The organism is Pseudomonas sp. GCEP-101 (assembly GCF_025133575.1).
GTDB lineage: Bacteria > Pseudomonadota > Gammaproteobacteria > Pseudomonadales > Pseudomonadaceae > Pseudomonas > Pseudomonas nitroreducens_B.
Genome location: NZ_CP104011.1, coordinates 2,079,230 through 2,097,177 on the forward strand (window position 1 = coordinate 2,079,230; position 17,948 = coordinate 2,097,177).

Consider the following 17,948-nt stretch of genomic DNA (forward strand, 5'->3'; position numbering starts at 1 on the left):
CTTAGGCAATGCCCGAAGGCGGCACCAGCCGCCGCCGGGCGACAACGGGCCGCGGCGCGCAGCCCGTCATCGGCAACTTCGACAGCATCCCCGCCGGGCCGTGCGATAATGGGCCGATCGCCTGAATAACGAGACCTCACCATGTACGACTGGCTCAATGCCCTGCCCAAGGCCGAACTGCACCTGCACCTGGAAGGTTCGCTGGAGCCCGAGTTGCTCTTCGCCCTGGCCGAGCGCAACAAGGTCGCCCTGCCCTGGGGCGACGTCGAGAGCCTGCGCAAGGCCTATGCGTTCAACAACCTGCAGGAATTCCTCGACCTCTACTACGCCGGCGCCGACGTGCTGCGCACCGAGCAGGACTTCTACGACCTGACCTGGGCCTACCTGCGAAAGTGCAAGGCGCAGAATGTCATCCACGTCGAGCCGTTCTTCGATCCGCAGACCCACACCGACCGTGGCGTGCCCTTCGAAGTCGTGCTGCGCGGCATCCAGGGTGCGCTCAAGGACGGCGAGCAGCAACTGGGCATCAGCCACGGGCTGATCCTCAGCTTCCTGCGCCACCTGTCCGAGGATGAGGCGTTCAAGACCCTCGAGCAGGCCATGCCGTTCCGCGACGCCTTCATCGCCGTCGGTCTGGACAGCTCCGAGGTCGGCCACCCGCCGAGCAAGTTCCAGCGCGTGTTCGACCGCGCCCGCAGCGAAGGTTTCCTCACCGTCGCCCATGCCGGCGAGGAAGGCCCGCCGGAATACATCTGGCAAGCCCTGGACCTGCTCAAGATCGAGCGCATCGACCACGGCGTGCGCGCCATCGAGGACGAGCGGCTGATGCAGCGCATCATTGACGAGCAGATCCCGCTGACCGTCTGCCCGCTGTCCAATACCAAACTCTGCGTGTTCGGCCACATGCGCGAACACACCATCCTCGACATGCTCGAACGCGGCGTGAAGGTGACGGTGAACTCGGACGACCCGGCGTATTTCGGCGGCTACGTCACCGAGAACTTCCACGCCCTGCACGAGCACCTGGGGATGACGAAGGAGCAGGCGCAGCGGCTGGCGCAGAACAGCCTGGAGGCGCGGTTGGTGAAGTAATGAGGTCCGGCGTCGGCCTGTAACACCCTCTCCCCAGCCCTCGCTGCGCGCCCCGCTCCGAAGGGAGAGGGGACTGTTCAGAGTGCTCTGACAGTTCCGAGCTCTGCGGTGAGTATCGTTGTTCCCCTTCATGCCATACGGCCCCCTCTCCCTTCAGGGAGAGGGTCGGGGAGAGGGCATCGCCCAGCGCCAGATTCCGAACTGGAAACCCCGTCCCGATCCGTCCCCTCATCTGGCGTGCGCGACCTTTCGCGCAACCCCTGCTACCCCTATAAGGACGCCTCTCCCACCGTCACGAGGTAGCAGCATGAACAGAATCGTCGCCATCACCGGCGGTTTCGGCCATCTGGGCAGCGTGGTCGGCCAGGCATTCGCCGAGGCCGGCTGGCGGGTCGCCCTGCTCGACCGCGCCGTCGGCCCGCGTTATCCACAGGCTGGCGCGCTGTGCCTGGGCGGCATCGACCTCACCGACCCGGCCGCCGCCCGCGCGGCGCTGGAGCAGGTCAACGCGCATTACGGCGGGCTGGATGCGCTGATCAACGTCGCCGGCGGCTTCCACTGGGAAACCCTCGGCGACGGCGACATCGACACCTGGGACCTGATGTACCGCATCAACCTGCGCACCGCCGTGGTTTCCAGCCAGGCCGCGCTGGCGCACCTGAAGGCCCGTGGGCGCGGGCGCATCCTCAACATCGCCGCCGCCGCAGCCACCCGCGCGGCGTTCGGCATGGGCGCCTACGCGGCGTCCAAGGCCGGCGTCATGCGCCTGACCGAGGCGCTGGCGGAAGAACTCAAGGACGCGCGCATCACCGTCAATGCGCTGCTGCCCAGCATCATCGACACCCCGCAGAACCGCGCGGACATGCCCGGCGCGGAATTCGACCGCTGGGTGAAACCGGAGCAACTGGCGGCCACGCTGCTGTTCCTCGCCTCGGACAGCGCGGCGGCGATCACCGGGGCCTGCATCCCGGTCACCGGGCGGGTCTGAACTCACACCCAGGTCTATTGGACGACGGCGGCCTCGGCCCCTATCCTCGCCAGCTGTCTTGCTGTCCGGTTGCCCCGCCATGTCCCACGTCCTGACCGTCGTCCTGCCGATCTTCGCGCTGATCCTGGTCGGCTGGCTGTGTCGGCGCACTAATCGCCTCGGCCCGCAGGCGGCCTCGGAGATCAACAAGCTGGTGGTCTGGCTGTGCCTGCCGGCGCTGCTGTTCAAGGTCACCGCCACCGCGACCTGGGCGGAAATCTGGCAGCCGGGCTTCCTCGCCGCCTTCACCGGCGGGTGCCTGCTGGTGTTCTTCGCCACCCTCGTCTGGCGGCTGGCGCAGGGCCGCGCCTTGCCGGCGGCGAGCATCGACGGCCTCAGCGCGTCCTATGCCAACACCGGCTACATGGGCATCCCGCTGTGCCTGCTGGTGTTCGGCCAGGACGGCCTGGAGCCGGCGCTGATCGCCTCGCTGCTGGTGGTCTGCGTGCTGTTCGCCATCGCCGTGGTGTGCATCGAGGTCGGCCTGCAGCAGGAGAAGCACGTGGGCCGCGCCGTGGCCGTGGTGCTCAAGGCGCTGGGCAAGAACCCGCTGGTGGTGTCGCCGATCATCGGTGGCCTGTGGGCAACGACCGGCGCCGGCCTGCCGACGCCGCTGCTGCACTTCCTCGACATGCTGGCCGCCGCCACCACGCCGTGCGCGCTGGTGTCGCTGGGCCTGTTCCTGGCGCAGAAGCAGGAGCCGCAGCACGCGCAGGTGGGCGCCTGGCCGCTGGTGGCGATCAAGCTGGTTGGCCAGCCGCTGCTCACCGGCTTGCTCGCCTACCAGGTGTTCGACCTGCCGCCGCTGTGGGCGGACTCGGCGCTGCTGCTCAGCGCGCTGCCCACCGGCACCGGGCCGTTCATGCTCGCCGAGTACTACCAGCGCGAGGCGGCGGTGGTGTCGCGGAGCATCCTGGTGTCGACGCTGGGGTCGCTGGTGACCCTGTCCCTGTGCCTGCTGTGGATTGCTCGGTAGGGTCGTCTTTTCTCGGGAAAATCCGCGCCTGGGCTCGCCTCAAGCGCAAGAATCTCTCTGTAGGAGCGAGCTTGCTCGCGAACCGCCCAGCTCCGGAGTCGCCGGGGAGTCCTTTCGCGAGCAAGCTCGCTCCTACAGAAAAGCCTCCGTGCAGGCATAAAAAAACGGACCAGCCATCGCGGGGATGGTGGTCCGTTGCGCAAACGCAGGGGTCCGTCACGGGGGAAGATAATGACGGACCAGACGCAGCCCCTCAGGCGTATGGCCCGAATTGCGTCAACGTTGCGATCAAGCCGGTTCGGTCAGCGCGCCCGGAGCGCGCGCGGGTAGTTGGCGGCCGGAGATCCGGTGGGCGTCGCCCGCCGGTGCGGTGCCCTTGTCGTAGGGCTTGGCCAGCAGCATGTAGACCAGGCCCGCGCCGAGCACCACGACGGTGGTGAGGATCATCGAGTAGTTCATGTACCAGGGCGCATCCGGGGTGCGCGGCCAGACCATGTTGGTGATCGCCGCCACGCCGTAGACCAGCGCCGCGACGTTCACCGGCACGCCCCACTTGCCCAGGGTGAACTGCCCGCCGGGCACCCAACCCCTGGCGCGGGCGATCAGCGAGGCGATGACGATCAGCTGGAACGACACGTAGATGCCGATCGCGGCGAAGCCGACGATGGTGGCCACGGCGTCGCCCATGAACAGGCCCAGGCAGACGATGGCCGCCGGCATCACGCCCGCCACCACCAGCGCGATGGCCGGCACATGGTTGGCGTTCAGTTTCGACAGGGCCTTGCTGCCGACGATCATCTCGTCGCGGGCGTAGGCGAACAGCAGGCGGCTGGCGGCGGCCTGCAGGCTCAGTACGCAGGACACGAACGACACCATCACCACCGCCATCACCAGCTTGGAGCCCACCGGGCCGAAGGCGTTGGCGAGGATGGTGGTCACCGGGTCGGTGTCTTCGCCATTGATCACGCGCTGGATGTCCGGCACCGAGAGGATCAGCGCCAGGCACGCGAACATCGCGGCGGCGCCGCCGATGTAGATGGTCATGCGCATGGTCTTGGGGATCATCTTGCCGGGGTTCGGGGTTTCCTCGGCGACGTCGCCGCAGGCCTCGAAGCCGTAGTACTGGAACAGCCCCGCCAGCGACGCGGCGAGGAAGGCCGGCCAGTAGCTGCCGTCGATGCGGATGTCGAAGGTGTTGAACAGCACGCTGAAGGGCTGATGACGCTCGAAGATCAGCAGGTAGCCGCCCACCAGCAGCGCACCGCCCAGCTCACAGATGAAGCCGAACATGGCGACGCGGGCCAGCAGCTTGGTGCCGGACAGGTTGAGCACGGTGGACAGGGCGATCAGCGCCAGGGCGATGCCGATGGCGGCGTTGCCGTGCATCTCGAAGCCGAGCATGGCGGCCATGTAGGGGCTGGCGCCCACGGCGATGCCGGCGATGGAGGTGCACAGCGCCCAGGCGTACACCCAGCCGACCATCCACGCCCAGCGCTTGCCCACCAGGCGGCGCGCCCAGGGATAGACGCCGCCGGAGATGGGGAATTGCGAGACCACTTCGCAGAACACCAGGCACACCAGCATCTGGCCCAGGCCGATCAGCAGGTAGGTCCAGAACATCGGCGGACCGCCCGCGGCGAGGCACAGGCCGAACAGGGTGTAGACGCCGACCACCGGCGACAGGTAGGTGAAGCCCAGGGAGAAGTTCTCCCACAGGCTCATGCTGCGTTCGAAGTTGGAGCTGTAGCCGAGCGCGGCGAGCTGCTCGGCATCGGAATCGGTTACGCCAGCGGCACGCTTGGCAGGGGACCCACTCATCGTTGTTTCCTCTCGGGGGGTTGATGGGCAGAAGGCAATCGGCCGGCGGGCCTCACGACGCCCGCCGGTTCCCTTTTCGGGTTTGTAGTTGTAGGTAGTGCGCGGCTTCGCTCGTTGGGGAGCGTTACTGGCCGTCGTCGAACTGCGAGAGCCACTGCACCGCTTGCTGGTGGTAGCGGGTGAAGCCCTTGTAGTCGACCAGCTCCTGGTTGAGGGACTTGAGCACGCGGTGCATGCGCTTGGCCCAGGCCGGGTTGGTGGCAATGTCTTCCAGGCTCAGCAGGTAGGTGCGGATCGGGAACACGATGGCGTTGCTGCGCGGCAGACGGTGCAGCGGTTGCAGCTCGATGCGCAAGTAGACCTTTTGACCGGCGTCCTCGGCGGTCACCGTGGTGCGGTCCGGCGCCCACTCGGGCAGGGACTCGGCGGACACGTCCAGGCGCGGGTTGACCGTCAGCGACCAGTTCAGGCGGCGCACCGGGTGGCCGTTGCGCAGGCGCAGGAGGAACTTCAGCGCGCGGTCGAGCATGCCGGTTTCCTTCACCAGCGGCACCGGGCCGTGGAACTCGTGCCAGGCCATGCCCAGGTTGAAGCGCAGCGAGTAGTCGGCGCGCTGGGTGGCGATGCCCGCACCCCAGTACAGGGTGCCGTCGCGCTCCTCCTGCAGGACCCAGTCGCCCTGGGCCTGGCGGGTGACGTACTCCATCGGTTCAAAGGGCAGGGTCGACGGATCACCGAAGGTGAAGGTGTCGTCGATGTCCAGCAGCTTGTTGGTCCAGTGCCAGCGGGTACCGTCCTTCTCCAGGGAGAAGTACTCGGGGTAATCCTTGGCGTAGGACTCCATGATCAGTTCGAGCAGGTCCCACTGCGCCTCCATCATGTGCGGCGCGGAGACGTAGTGCATGCCCGGGTCCTTCTCCAGGGTGATCGCACGGTCGCGGCACTCGCTGATGTAGTGCTCGTCGATGTCGAACACCGCGCGGAAGGCGCCGTCGCCCACGCTGACGTGCGGCTCCAGGTTCATCGAGTACATGTACTCGTCGTCCGGGAAGGGCCAGGGCGCGCGGGCGATGCACTCCGGGCTGTTGGCGTAGGTGTAGTCGTCGCGGTAGGTTTCGTCGGGGCGGAATTGGATGGTCATGGTCGTTCTCCGGCTCAGCAGTCGATGACCAGCCGCGAGCACTTGGCACGCGACACGCAGGGCATGATCTTGGTGTTGGCGGCCTTGTCCTCGTCGGACAGCCAGTCGTCGGTGTGGAGGATTTCTCCGTCCAGCTCCAGCACGTGGGTCTCGCACATGCCGCAGGCGCCGCCGCGGCACAGGTACGGGATCTCGTGGCCGGCGGCCTCGGCGGCTTCCAGCAGGCTCTGGTCGGGCGACACCGTGAGGGTCGCGCCGCTGCGCGCCAGGGTGACCTGGAACGCCTCGCCGACGCTGCCCTGTTCGAGGAAGCGCTCGTAGTGGATGTGGCTGTCGGTCCAGCCGTGGGCGTGGGCGGCGTCGATCGTCGCCTGGATCATGCCCTCGGGGCCGCAGACGTAGACGTCGCTGCCCAGCGGGCGGTCCGCCAGCACGGCGGAAATATCCAGCCGCTCGCCGCGGTCGTCCCGGTACAGGCGCACGGCGTCGCCGTACTCCTGCAGCAATTCTTCACCCAGGCGCGCATGGGCATCGCCGCGCACCGCCAGGTGCACTTCGAAGGGCGTACCGCGCAGGCGCAGCTCGGCCAGTTGCGAGCACACCGGGGTGATGCCCACGCCGCCGGCGATGAACAGGTGCAGGCGGGCGTGCTTGCTCAGGGGGAACAGATTCACCGGGCGGAGGATTTCCAGCTCGTCGCCTTCCTTCACCACGTCGTGCATGTGCTTCGAACCGCCACGGCCCTCTTCCACGCGACGCACGGCGATCTGGTAGGCGCTGGCGTCGTAGGGCGAGCTCATCAGCGAGTAGGCGTTGCGGTAGGTGCCGGTGGCGTGGGGCATCAGCACCACGACGTTGCTGCCGCCGGAGAAGGGCGTCAGGTGTGCGCCGTCGGTGGAGGCCAGGGTGAAGCGCTTGATCTCGGGGGTCATCTGCTCGATGCGGGTGACGCGGACCTTCAGGGTTCCGTTGGACTGGCTCATGTGTCGAGCTCCTCGGCTTCGGGCAGTTCGCCGGGCACTTCGGCGTCGGCCTTCACCGCCTGGAAGGCGGCGAGGCGGCGGGAGTAGTGGTCGCGGACCACCAGGGTGCGGGCGCAGTGCGGGCAGTCGAAGACGCGCTGGGTGACGTTCTCGGTGTAGCCGTCGCAGTGCACGCACCAGACGCGGCGCACGAAGGAGCCGGCGTGCTCGCGCAGCACTTCGTCCTTGTTCAGGTTGATCGCGTCGGCGGCCTGCATGGCGGTGCCGATGAAGCTTTCCGAGCCGGCCAGGTACAGGCGGGTGCCCATGCGCGACTGGCCCAGCAGGGCGTGCAGGTCATCGACCAGCGCACGGTTGCTCGGGTAGATGGCCAGCTCGACGTCGGTGATGTCGCGCAGCGCGGCGAGGTGATCCTGGCCGGAGAAGGATTCGGTGGAATACAGCACGCGGATGGGCGCGGTGCGCGGCATCTCGGCGAGCAGGCGGAGCATGGCGGCGCCGCCGCTGCCCTGCCCGGCGATGATGTGGTGGGTGCCACCGGCGAGCGGGCGCAACTGGTCGTAGACCGGCCGGCTCTTGATACCTGTGATGAGCATTGTTCTTGTGCCTCCAGAACTGCCGCGGCTCTGACGTCAGAAGCGGCGGCGCGATTCGAGGACCCGTGCACGGTCACGGGTCGGGGAGTCACGGAGCACAGGCTGTGCCAAATCGTTAAGTAATTGAAATAAAAGGATAAAAACAAAATGCGGGGATGAAGGTGTAAGCAGAAATGACAACGCCTGTAGGCAGCCTTGCAGCGGTGGATTGTCGCAGGGGCGTTTCCGGTCGGTTTCGCGGATGCAGCCCGCCCGGCTTTTCGTAGGAGCGAGCTTGCTCGCGAACAGCTTCCGCGCGGGGTTTGTTCGCGAGCAAGCTCGCTCCTACAAATACGGGAAAGTCCGGCGTGAGCAGAGCGCTCACTCGTCCCGCTGCAACTTGCGGATCAAGGTGCCGACGTCGATGCCCAGGTGGATCGCCGCCTTGCGCTTGCTGCCGCACAGGCGCACCGCGCGCAGGATCACCTGGCGCTCGTAGCGCTGCACCTGGGCCTTGAGCGGCTGGTCGTCGATGGCCGCGGCCGGCTCGGCGGTGACGGCGGCGACAGGACTGCCGGCCGGCGGCGCGCCGAGCAGTTCCGGCGGCAGGTGCAGTTCTTCGGCCACGTCGTCGGCCAGCACGGCGAGGCGCTCGAAGATGTTCACCAGCTCGCGGATGTTGCCCGGGTAGTCGTAGCCCAGCAGGCGTTCGCGGCAGCCCGAGGCCAGCCGCAGGGGCGGCTGGCGGTCGCGGTTGATGCGCGCCAGGAGGATGTCCATCAGCACCGGCAGATCGTCGCGGTGGGCGCGCAGCGGCGGGATTTCCACCGGCAGCACGGCCAGGCGGTAGTAGAGGTCGGCGCGGAATTCGCCGGCCGCCACCTGGGCGCGCAGGTCCTTGTTGGTGGCGGCGATCACCTGCACCTGGACCTGCTTGGACAACGGCGAACCCACCGGCTGGATGGTGCCGTCCTCCAGGAACTTGAGCAGCTTGGCCTGCACCTGCAGCGGGATTTCGCCGATCTCGTCGAGGAACAGCGTGCCGCCGGAGGCGCTCTCGATATAGCCGCGCTTGCCCGACTGCAACGCGCCGGTGAAGGCGCCGCGTTCGTAGCCGAACATCTCCGATTCGAAGAGGGTGTCGGGGATGCTCGCGCAGTTCACGTCGATGAAGGGCCGGTCGCCCCAGCCGGCGGCGCGGTGGATGTGCCGGGCGATGGCGGTCTTGCCCACGCCGGGCTCGCCGAGCAGCAGCAGGCGCGCGCGGCGGCGGAAGGCGCGTACGCCCATGTCGGCGATGGAGGAGAGCAGCGGCGACATGTGCAGGGCGTTGTCCTGCGGGTCGCCCAGGCCCGACAGGTCGGTGGTCGAGGCGCGCCCCGAAGGGCTGCGCAGGCTGCCGGCGGTGCCCGGCTCGTATTCGCGCTGGACCAGCAGGGTGTACGGCTTCTCGTAGGCGGTGGTGGGCACCGCCTGGGCGCGGGTGAGGAACACCCGGCCGTCCCGCGAGCGGGTCAGCGCGCTCTTGCCGCCGCGCCGCAGGGCCTGCTGGAAGTCGTCGAACTGCAACGCCGAGCGCTGGAAGAAGTCCACGTCCGGCAGGCCCAGCACATCGATGCGGGTGACGCGGTTGACGCGTTCCGCCGCGAGGTTGATGAAGCGCACCCGCGAGTCGCCGTCGCAGACGACCAGCGCCTCGCTGAAACTGTCCAGCAGGGCGTGCAGCGCCGGGGTTTCCAGCAGTGCGGATAGCATCTCGGCCGAGGCGCTGACCGACGAGCGCATGCCCATGCGCAGCGGCGCGAAGAAGCCTTCTTCGCTCATGCTTCTTTGCTCATGGATGAAGCTCCGTCGCCTTGTTCGCCAAGCGCAGCACGAAGACGCGCCAGGCCTCGCCCTCGCGGATAAGGATGCGCGAGCAGTGGCTGTTGAAGGACTGGTAGTTGCCGAACTGGTCCGGCAGGTCGAGCACCTGCCAGGTGCGCTCGGGCAGCGGCATGCGGTTCAGCGTCGAGGCCAGGCCCGCGGCGCGGGTGATGCCGAAGGTGTGTTCGAAGGCGGCGTTGCGCCATTGCGGCTGGGCCTGCTCGTCGATCACCAGCACGGCGTCGGGCACCGCGTCGAACACCCGGCGCAGCGCCTCGATGCGCTGCTCGGCGTCGTGCTGCATGCGCAGTTCCTGGCTGACGTCGCGCAGGCTGCCCCACATGCGCAGCAGGCGGCCGTTGTGGATGCTGGCGCGCACGTCGTTCTCCACGTAGGCCGGCGAGCCGTCGTGGCGGCGGTCCACCGACAGCGCGCCGTCGACGTGGAAGTCCGCCTCGATCAGGCGCCGCACGAACTCTTCGTTGGCCGGGCTGCGTGGCCAGTACAGGCGCACCGGCTGTTCGCTGAAGTCGACGTCGGCCGGCATCTCGTAGATGTTGGCCATGGCGCGGTTGCACAGGCGCCAGTAGGAGCGGTTCTCGAACACCTGGCGGACGATCTCGTCGGGCGTCTCGCGCACGTCCACCGACTCGGCGAACTCGATGCACCAGTAGGCCACCCGCGCGCTGAAAAGCATCTGGCTCATCACCTCGTTGGCGCTCTGCAGCTCGCCCAGGCGCCGGCTGATCGGCCCCAGCGGCATCTTCACCAGGTGCAGGCGCGCCGGCTCGCCGTCGCGCCATTGCAGCACGCCGCTGGCGAGCACCGGCAGCAGGCCGCCGTTATGGCGGATCAGGGTCAGTTCCAGGTCCTGCACGCGCTCGTCCGCCGGCGGGCTGGCGAACAGCTGCATCAGCGCGTTCAGCGAGTCGGCGGTGTAGATCAGTTCGGCGCCCTGGCCGTCCAGCGAACCGGGCGGATAGCCGAGCTGATCGGTCTGCTCGGCCGAGACTTCGATGAAGCGTCCCTGGGACGTCAGGCTGTCGGACAGCAGCAAGCCCCTGTCCAGCAGCAGTTTCAGCGGGTCCATTTGTCCCTCCAACGTAGATCTCCAATGCAATTTCCCAACAGGGCGATGCGGCCATCGAATGGCCCGCCGGAGGAACAAGGCAGGTTGCATGCCAGCCTGGAATGCCCGTACGCCGCGGGGTGGGGCGAAGGGGTGTGGGCAAAAACGCAGCACATGGGGCAAACCTGCAGCGCAGCGTGCAGAGTATCCGCTGCAGCGCTGCAACGGCGTGCCGGGCGATGGAAGGCGGGGGCGATTTACGCTCGATACTGGCCAGTTGATAGCTTTTGAGTTCGTTTGAGGTGCTGGCGCTGCTAGGATGCGCGCGCGTTTCGTTCCCTGAACCCAGAGCCCGCTCCCTACAAGAGGCCGCCATGCGCAAGCACCGTCGTTTGACCTTCCGCCACATTGGCCAGATCAACGTGACCAACCGCCTGAGCGGCGACCCCATGGGGGTGGTCCTGGACGTTTCGATGGGTGGGCTGCGGCTGGTGACGGACGGGCCGCTGGCGCCGGGCAGCTGCTACGACATGCGCCTGGAGATCCCGGTGCGCGAGGACCACACCCGCTCGGTGGACATCACCGCGATTTGCCAGTGGTCGAAGAAGGACGCCAAGAACGCGCGCTTCGAGCAGGGTTTCAAGCTGGACCGGCCGAGCGCCGCGTTCACCGAGCTGGTGACGTCGATGTCGGTGAGTTTCAACCGCAGCCTGTTGGGGCGGGCGCGGTTGTCGTGAGGGGTAGCTCGGCGCTCAGGCTGGCCCTCACCCCAGCCCTCTCCCAGAGGGAGAGGGGGCCGTTCGGTGTTCTGTCGTTGTATCGATGTTAGCCGGCGAGCACGAGAATATCCGTCTGCACAAGACAGTCCCCTCTCCCTCTGGGAGAGGGTTAGGGTGAGGGAAAAGCCCCGTGCGAATGGTTCCGAAAAGCACCCGCTCGGCCTGCCCCATTACCCCAGTGTCCCCATGATCTGCACCCCCACCCGCTCGGGAATCTCGTTCTGCGACAGCACGTGCAGCCCCGGGCTGAATACCCGTGCATAACGGGCGAGCAGCGGCCGCAGTTGCGGCATCACGGTGAGGATCGGCGGGTGGCCTTCCTTGCGTAGCTTTTCCTTCACCACCGGCATGCTGTGCTGCAGCTGGTTGAGCAGGCTGGGCTCTACCGGGATGTTGTCCAGGCTCACCGGGCCGGCCTGCTGGGCGATGCTCAGGGCGCCGAGCAGGGTGTTTTCCAGGGCATTCTCCAGCACGAACACGGCCAGCTCCGGGCGGTCGCCGGCAATCGAGGAAACGATGCTGCGGCGCAGCGCATAGCGCACGTCGGAAGCCAGCAGCACCGGGTCCTTGGTGGTCTCGCTGCCTTCGAGCAGGGCGCTGGCGATGGTGACGATGTCCTTGAGCGGCACTTCCTCCTGCAGCAACTGGCGGAACACCCGGTGCTGCTGCGAATAGGTCAGCTGCGCCTTCAGCGACTCGGCCAGCTTGGGCGCCTGCAGCGTCAGGCGCTGCATCAGGTGCTCGACGTCGTCGTGCTTGAAGATGTCCGGCAGGTGCTCGCGCACTACCTTGTTCAGGTGCGTGGCGACCACGCTGGCGCAGTCGATCACCTGGTAGCCCAGGTTCAGCGCGCGGGACTTGTCCGCCGGCAGGATCCACACCACCTGCATGCGGTACGCCGGGTCGACGCCGAGGATGCCGTCGATCTCGCCGTACAGCTCCGGCGAGGGAATCGCCATCAGCCGGTCGGCGTGGATCTCCGCGCCGTCGATGCGCTCGCCATTGATGTGGATGGCGTACTGCGAGGCCTTCAGGCGCAGGCTGTCGCGGATCTGCACTTCCGGCAGGAGGAAGCCGAGGTTCTCCGAGAGCGTCTGGCGCACCCCGCGAATCCGCTGCGGCAGCGGCGCCCCGCTGGCCTCGTTGACCAGGCTGACCAGCTTGTAGCCCAGCGAGATCGACAGCCGCTCCACCAGCGGGATGTCTTCCCAGCCCAGTTGCTGTGCGCGCTCCTGATCCATCGCGTGCGTCAGCGCCTGGGTCTGCTCCAGCGTCTGCGCCTCCATCGGCGGGCCGGCCAGCGACAGGCGCCAGGCGATGAAGGCGACCAGCGCGGCGAAGGCGAAGAACGCCACGTGCGGCATGCCCGGCACCAGGCCGAGCACCACGAGGATGCCGGCGACGGTGTAGAGCAGCGACGGCGAGGCGAGCATCTGCTTGCGCACCAGGCTGGTGATTTCCGCCGACTCGTTGACCCGCGTGACGATGATCGCCGCCGCGGTGGACAGCAGCAGCGCCGGGATCTGCGCCACCAGGCCGTCGCCGATGGTCAGCAGGGCGTAGCGCTGGAAGGCCGCGCCGGCGGGCAGGTCGTAGACGAACACGCCGATGGCCAGGCCGCCGAACAGGTTGATCAGCAGGATCAGGATGCCGGCGATGGCGTCGCCGCGGACGAACTTCGAGGCGCCGTCCATCGCGCCGTAGAAGTCGGCCTCTTTGGCCACTTCCGAGCGGCGGCGCTTGGCTTCGTTCTGGTCGATCAGGCCGGCGTTGAGGTCGGCGTCGATGGCCATCTGCTTGCCGGGCAGCGCGTCCAGGGTGAAGCGCGCGGTCACTTCGGAGATGCGCTCGCCGCCCTTGGTGATGACCATGAAGTTGATGATCATCAGGATCACGAAGACGATCAGGCCGACGATGAAGTTGCCGCCGATCACCACGTGGCCGAAGGCTTCGATCACCTTGCCCGCCGCGCCCGTGCCGGTGTGGCCGTCGAGCAGCACCACGCGGGTCGAGGCGACGTTCAGGGTCAGGCGCAGCAGCGTGGTGACCAGGATCACCGTGGGCAGCAGGGAAAAGTCCAGCGGGCTCTTCGACGACACGCTGACCAGCAGCACCAGGATCGCCACCACGATGTTGAAGGTGAACAGGGCGTCCAGCACCAGCGGCGGCAGCGGCAGGATGATCATCGAGAGGATCGACAGGATGATCAGCGGGATGCCGATGCGGCCGCTCTGGAGGGTCGGCAATAGTGACTGCAGTAGGCGCATGGTCAGACTCTGTTCAGCAGTTCATCGGGAATGGGGACGTTCCTGATCAGCTCGGGCCGCTCGCGGCGCCCGGAGCGCCAGGCCTTGAGCTGGAGGATGTAGGTGAGGACGTGGGCCACGGCCTTGTACAGCTGCGCCGGGATCTGCTGGTTCACCTGGGTGGTGGCGTAGATGGCGCGGGCCAGCGGCGGCAGCTCCAGCACTTCCAGCGCGTGGGTCTTGGCCAGCTTGCGGATGTACAGCGCGGTCTCGTCCAGGCCCTTGGCGACCACGTAGGGCGCCTGGGCCTTCTTCGGGTCGTAGCGCAGCGCGACGGCGAAATGCACCGGGTTGACGATCACCACGTCGGCGCTCTTGATCGACTTGCTGATCTGCCGGTGCACCAGCTGGCGCTGCAACTGGCGGATGCGCGCCTTCACTTCCGGGCGGCCTTCCTGGTTCTTGTGTTCTTCCTTGCGCTCCTGCTTGGTCATGCGCAGCTTCTTCTTGAAGAAGAAGTACTGGATCGGGATGTCGATCACCGAGAACAGGATGAACACCACCAGCAGCGACAGGGTGATGTCGTAGAAGGTGCCGAAGGCGGCGGCGATGGCGCCGTGCACGTTGCTGCGCTGCAGCGCCAGCAGGCCGGGCAGGGCGGCGTGCAGCTGGTAGAGGGCCACCAGGATCAGCACGGCGATCTTCAGCAGCGACTTGGCCAGCTCCGTCCAGTTCTGCAGCGAGAAGATGCGCCCAAGGCCGGTGATGGGGTTGAGCTTGGACAGCCGGGGCATGAAGTTCTTGCGGGAGAAGATCCAGCCGCCGGGGATCATCGAGAACAGCACCACCAGCAGCGGCGTGACCAGCAACGGCAGCAGCGTGGTGATCAGCAGCGCCAGGTGATGGCCGAGCACCAGCGGCAGGTCGTCCAGGCCGATCTCGCTGTGCCGCAGATCGATGAAGGACAGCGCGAAGCCCTGTCTGAGGCCATCGTAGAAGTGCTCGACGCAGAACTTCAGGGCGATCAGCGTGGCCAGCAGCGACAGCGTGGTGGACAGGTCCTTGGAGCGGCTGACCTGGCCATCCTCGCGGCTCTTTTTCAGCTTCTGCTGGGAGGCCTCTTCGGTTTTTTCCTGGGCGCTGTGCTGCTCAGCCATGGCGCCCCTCGCGGAAGATCACGCCGATGGCGTCGAGCAGCTGGCGGGTGAGCTTGAGGTAATTCTCGGGGATGTCCGGCAGGGTCAGCCAGATGCACCCGAGCCCGGCCAGCACCGCCATGGGGAAGCCCAGGGAGAACAGGTTGAGCGCCGGCGAGATGCGGTTGAGCAGGCCGAAGCAGAACTGCACCAGGGTCATGCAGAACACCACCGGCAGGGTGATCAGCACCGCGGCGGCGAACACCCACGCCAGGCTGCCCGCCACCGACTCCAGGCCCAGGTAATGCAGGCCGCTGCCCACCGGCCAGTAGACGAAGCTCTGGTAGAGGATGCTCACCACCAGCAGGTGGCCGTCGATGGAGAGGAACAGGAACACCAGCAGGATGAAATACAGCTGGTAGAGGATCGAGGACGACGACACGCCGTTCATGGGGTCGTTGTACACCGCCATGCTCAGGCCCAGTTGGGTGGAGATCACGTCGCCCACCAGGGTGAACACGGTGAACACCAGCATCAGCGCAAGACCCAGCATCAGGCCGAAGGCGATCTGCTCCAGCGCCACCAGCAGGCCCTGGGCGGAGAACGGATCGATGGCCGGCGGGCGCGGCAGCGCGGCGCCCAGGGCGACGGTCAGGGCGAGGCCCAGGAGGATGCGCAGGCGCAGGGGGATCGCCTTGTGGCTGAAGATCGGCGCCAGGGCGAACACCGCCATGATCCGGCAGAACGGCCACCACCAGGCCTGCAGCGTGTGCAGGGTGTCGAAGACCTGCAGGAAGGATGCGCCGTGCTGCATGGCATCAGCCGACCAGTCGGCCCGCCTGGTGGAACGATTCGATGAACAGCTCCGAGAGGGTACGCAGGATCCAGTGCCCGGCGAATACCAGCATGCCTAAGGTGATCAGCAGGCGCGGCAGGAAGCTGAGCATCTGCTCGTTGATCTGCGTGGCCGCCTGGAAAATGCTCACCAGCAGGCCGCCGATCAGGCTCGGCACGATCAGCACGCAGACGATCAGCGCGGTGATGTGCACGGCGTTGGAGACGATATCGACGGCGCTTTCGGGCGTGAGCATGGCGTGGTTTCCGTCAGGGCCGCTAGAACGGCTGCACGCTGCTGGTCAGCGTGCCCATCATCAGGGCCCAGCCATCCACCAGCACGAAGATCATCAGCTTGAACGGCAGCGAGATCATCATCGGCGAGAGCATCATCATGCCCATCGCCATCAGCACGCTGGCGACCACCAGGTCGATCACCAGGAACGGGATGAAGATCATGAAGCCCAGTTGGAACGCCGTCTTCAGCTCGCTGAGCACGAACGAGGGCAGCAGCAGGGAGAAGTCCAGGTCGTTCAGGTTCTCCGGCACGGTCTCGCCGGCCAGGGAGACCATGGTCTCCAACGAGGTGCGGTTGGTCTGCGCCAGCATGAAGCGGCTCAGGGTCTGCTTGGCGCGGCCCATGCCGTCCTCCAGGCTGATCTGGTCGGCCTCGAAGGGTTGGTAGGCGTGGCTGTAGATGTCCTGCCAGACCGGCCGCATCACCAGCAGCGTCATCACCAGGGCGATGCCCACCAGCACGTTGTTCGGCGGGCTCTGCTGCAGGCCGATGGCCTGGCGCAGGATGGCCAGCACGATGACGAAGCGGGTGAAGCAGGTCATCAGCATGAGCATCGCCGGGAGGAAGCCCAGCAAGGTCATGACGATGAGGATCTGCAGCTTGACGCTGAAGGCCTGGCCGTCCGCCGTGTCGTGCAGGTTGAACAGCGTGACCTCGCCGCCGGCCGCCTGCACAGGGAGCGGGCAGAGCAGCAGGAGCAGGCCGATCGCGGCCAGGGCGCGGCGCAGCATCACGCGGTCAGGGCGTCGAGGCTGGCGCCGCACAGTTCGAGCACGCGCAGGCCGTAGTTGCCGTTCATCACCACCACCTCGGCCTTGGCGAACAGCGCGCCGTTGACCTTCACGTCCAGCGGCTCGCCGGCGAGCTTGTCGAGGATGATCACGCTGTTGGCATCCACGTCCATCAGCTCCTTGAGCGAGATTTCCACCGAGGCGACTTCCAGGGTGACGTTCACCGGGATCTTGCCGAAGAAGCTCAGGTCCTGCTGCGGCAGCGACGCGCGCACGGGCTCGGCGGGGATGTCGGTGACGTCCTGGGTGAGGCCCAGGTCGCCGTCGTTGATCAGCGACTCGAACTCGGAGTCGGAGAGAGAACCGGTCATGGGTTTTTCACGCTTTCCAGGGAGGAGAGGAAGAGGGTGCCGTCGTCTTCGAAGATGGCGCCGCGGAACAGCTTCTGCTGGTTCACCCGCACCTCGACGCGCTCCAGCGGGCGGATGGTCAGCACGTCGCCCGGCTCCAGGGCCAGCACCTGCGACAGTGGCATGCGCGCGGCGGCCACCACGCAGTCCAGGCGCAGCGGCAGGTGCTTGATGTGCTCCACCGGGTTGCCGGTCAGGCGCGGCGGCGGCGGCCCGGCGAGGCGTCGGGTCAGCTCGTCCGCCAGCGGGTTGTCGAGGTAGAGGTAGAGCGAGGAGCGCTCGCCGGTCAGGTGGCTGACGTAGCTGAATTCGGCGATGTACTCCCACTGCACTTCTTCGTAGGTGGGGTCGATCTGCTGCAGCCGGCCCACGGATTCGCCCATCAGCAGCGCGCGGCCGAACAGGTCCACCACGTCCAGGCCGAGGCGGTCGAGCATGCGCTGCTCGGAGCTGCTGATCGGCGGGGTGTCGCGGTTGGCGACCACAGTGCCGCCGTAATAGCACTCGATGACTTCGGTGAGCAGGGCGCGGTCCATGGCGAAACCGAACTTGCCCAGGGGCGAATCGAACAGGCACTCCAGTTCACGGGGAAGTTCCTCGTGAATGATCAGGTTATCCAGTTCGAGATTGATTCGATAATGTCGCAGGAAATAGTCGCTGATAATCCTCGGATACTTTCCGGAGATCTCTTTGATGTACTGCGGAATCTTGTGATAATGCCGGCCGAGTTTCTGCGGTTTCAGTCGAATCAGACTGTCGGCGGGCACGCCATGATGGACTTTTGATTTACCAGTCATGCTCAGCGTCGTACTTCCAGGTTCGATCTGCCATCTGCCCAAGGACACGGGAGGTGTCATGACCGCCGGGGTCGGCTGATCGTTGCTCGCGGCATGCTCTGTATGTCGCAGAGCCCGTGGCCGGGCCTCAAGGGCGGGGCGTCAGGGCGACTGACATGGCGCAATGATAG

The 17,948-nt window shown here is 66.8% G+C and carries 17 protein-coding genes; 4 read left to right on the forward strand and 13 right to left on the reverse strand.

From position 1 onward, the window contains the following. Window positions 1–141 precede the first annotated feature (141 nt). From N0B71_RS09375 to N0B71_RS09385, 3 genes are all read left to right on the forward strand, one after another. A complete protein-coding gene (locus N0B71_RS09375) occupies window positions 142–1,092 on the forward strand; it encodes an adenosine deaminase (RefSeq protein WP_259758496.1) in 951 nt (316 codons plus the stop codon). Window positions 1,093–1,399: 307 nt separating this feature from the next. Beyond that, complete coding sequence (locus N0B71_RS09380) at window positions 1,400–2,080, forward strand: SDR family NAD(P)-dependent oxidoreductase (protein ID WP_259758497.1); 681 nt, start codon at window positions 1,400–1,402, stop codon at window positions 2,078–2,080. Between the two features lie 79 nt (window positions 2,081–2,159). Further along, window positions 2,160–3,095 carry an AEC family transporter gene (locus N0B71_RS09385; RefSeq protein WP_259758499.1) on the forward strand — a complete coding sequence of 312 codons (936 nt, stop codon included), beginning with the start codon at window positions 2,160–2,162 and terminating at the stop codon, window positions 3,093–3,095. Window positions 3,096–3,383: 288 nt separating this feature from the next. Here N0B71_RS09385 and N0B71_RS09390 read toward each other — a convergent pair whose 3' ends face one another. The 6 genes from N0B71_RS09390 to N0B71_RS09415 all read right to left on the reverse strand — a co-directional run bounded on the left by N0B71_RS09390 (window position 3,384) and on the right by N0B71_RS09415 (window position 10,568). Beyond that, the gene (locus tag N0B71_RS09390; RefSeq protein ID WP_259758501.1) at window positions 3,384–4,913 is read right to left on the reverse strand and encodes an APC family permease; all 1,530 of its coding nucleotides are present in this window, start codon (window positions 4,911–4,913) and stop codon (window positions 3,384–3,386) included. 124 nt (window positions 4,914–5,037) lie between these two features. Further along, complete coding sequence (locus tag N0B71_RS09395; RefSeq protein ID WP_259758502.1) at window positions 5,038–6,054, reverse strand: heme-dependent oxidative N-demethylase family protein; 1,017 nt, start codon at window positions 6,052–6,054, stop codon at window positions 5,038–5,040. Window positions 6,055–6,068: 14 nt separating this feature from the next. Then, window positions 6,069–7,037 carry a PDR/VanB family oxidoreductase gene (locus tag N0B71_RS09400; RefSeq protein ID WP_259758504.1) on the reverse strand — a complete coding sequence of 323 codons (969 nt, stop codon included), beginning with the start codon at window positions 7,035–7,037 and terminating at the stop codon, window positions 6,069–6,071. Next, complete coding sequence (locus tag N0B71_RS09405) at window positions 7,034–7,633, reverse strand: dimethylamine monooxygenase subunit DmmA family protein (protein WP_259758506.1); 600 nt, start codon at window positions 7,631–7,633, stop codon at window positions 7,034–7,036. The genes N0B71_RS09400 and N0B71_RS09405 overlap by 4 nt, the downstream gene beginning before the upstream one ends. Before the next feature lie 360 nt (window positions 7,634–7,993). After that, complete coding sequence (locus N0B71_RS09410) at window positions 7,994–9,436, reverse strand: sigma-54 interaction domain-containing protein (protein WP_259758508.1); 1,443 nt, start codon at window positions 9,434–9,436, stop codon at window positions 7,994–7,996. 10 nt (window positions 9,437–9,446) lie between these two features. Beyond that, the gene (locus tag N0B71_RS09415) at window positions 9,447–10,568 is read right to left on the reverse strand and encodes a PAS domain-containing protein (protein ID WP_259758509.1); all 1,122 of its coding nucleotides are present in this window, start codon (window positions 10,566–10,568) and stop codon (window positions 9,447–9,449) included. 353 nt (window positions 10,569–10,921) lie between these two features. Here N0B71_RS09415 and N0B71_RS09420 point away from each other — a divergent pair, with 353 nt between their 5' ends. Next, window positions 10,922–11,284: a PilZ domain-containing protein gene (locus N0B71_RS09420; protein ID WP_259758511.1), complete on the forward strand. Its 363-nt coding sequence runs from the start codon at window positions 10,922–10,924 to the stop codon at window positions 11,282–11,284. Window positions 11,285–11,496: 212 nt separating this feature from the next. Here the strand turns inward: N0B71_RS09420 and N0B71_RS09425 are convergent, their stop codons facing one another. The 7 genes from N0B71_RS09425 to N0B71_RS09455 are packed head-to-tail and all read right to left on the reverse strand — an operon-like array spanning window position 11,497 to window position 17,778. Further along, window positions 11,497–13,593 (reverse strand): flagellar biosynthesis protein FlhA, encoded by a 2,097-nt coding sequence (locus tag N0B71_RS09425; RefSeq protein WP_259758513.1) that lies wholly within the window; start codon window positions 13,591–13,593, stop codon window positions 11,497–11,499. A 2-nt stretch (window positions 13,594–13,595) separates the two neighbouring features. Beyond that, complete coding sequence (gene flhB, locus N0B71_RS09430) at window positions 13,596–14,729, reverse strand: flagellar biosynthesis protein FlhB (RefSeq protein ID WP_259758515.1); 1,134 nt, start codon at window positions 14,727–14,729, stop codon at window positions 13,596–13,598. Next, entirely contained in the window at window positions 14,722–15,522 is an 801-nt protein-coding gene (gene fliR / locus N0B71_RS09435) for a flagellar biosynthetic protein FliR (RefSeq protein ID WP_259758517.1), read from the reverse strand. Before fliR ends, flhB begins: the two co-directional genes overlap by 8 nt. Window positions 15,523–15,526: 4 nt before the next feature. After that, window positions 15,527–15,799 carry a flagellar biosynthetic protein FliQ gene (locus N0B71_RS09440; protein WP_045213351.1) on the reverse strand — a complete coding sequence of 91 codons (273 nt, stop codon included), beginning with the start codon at window positions 15,797–15,799 and terminating at the stop codon, window positions 15,527–15,529. A gap of 22 nt (window positions 15,800–15,821) precedes the next feature. After that, entirely contained in the window at window positions 15,822–16,571 is a 750-nt protein-coding gene (gene fliP, locus N0B71_RS09445; RefSeq protein ID WP_259758519.1) for a flagellar type III secretion system pore protein FliP, read from the reverse strand. Beyond that, window positions 16,571–16,942, reverse strand: coding sequence for a FliM/FliN family flagellar motor switch protein (locus tag N0B71_RS09450; RefSeq protein ID WP_259758520.1), 372 nt, complete (start codon window positions 16,940–16,942; stop codon window positions 16,571–16,573). Before N0B71_RS09450 ends, fliP begins: the two co-directional genes overlap by 1 nt. Continuing rightward, the gene (locus N0B71_RS09455) at window positions 16,939–17,778 is read right to left on the reverse strand and encodes a FliM/FliN family flagellar motor switch protein (RefSeq protein WP_259758521.1); all 840 of its coding nucleotides are present in this window, start codon (window positions 17,776–17,778) and stop codon (window positions 16,939–16,941) included. Before N0B71_RS09455 ends, N0B71_RS09450 begins: the two co-directional genes overlap by 4 nt. Window positions 17,779–17,948 lie beyond the last annotated feature (170 nt).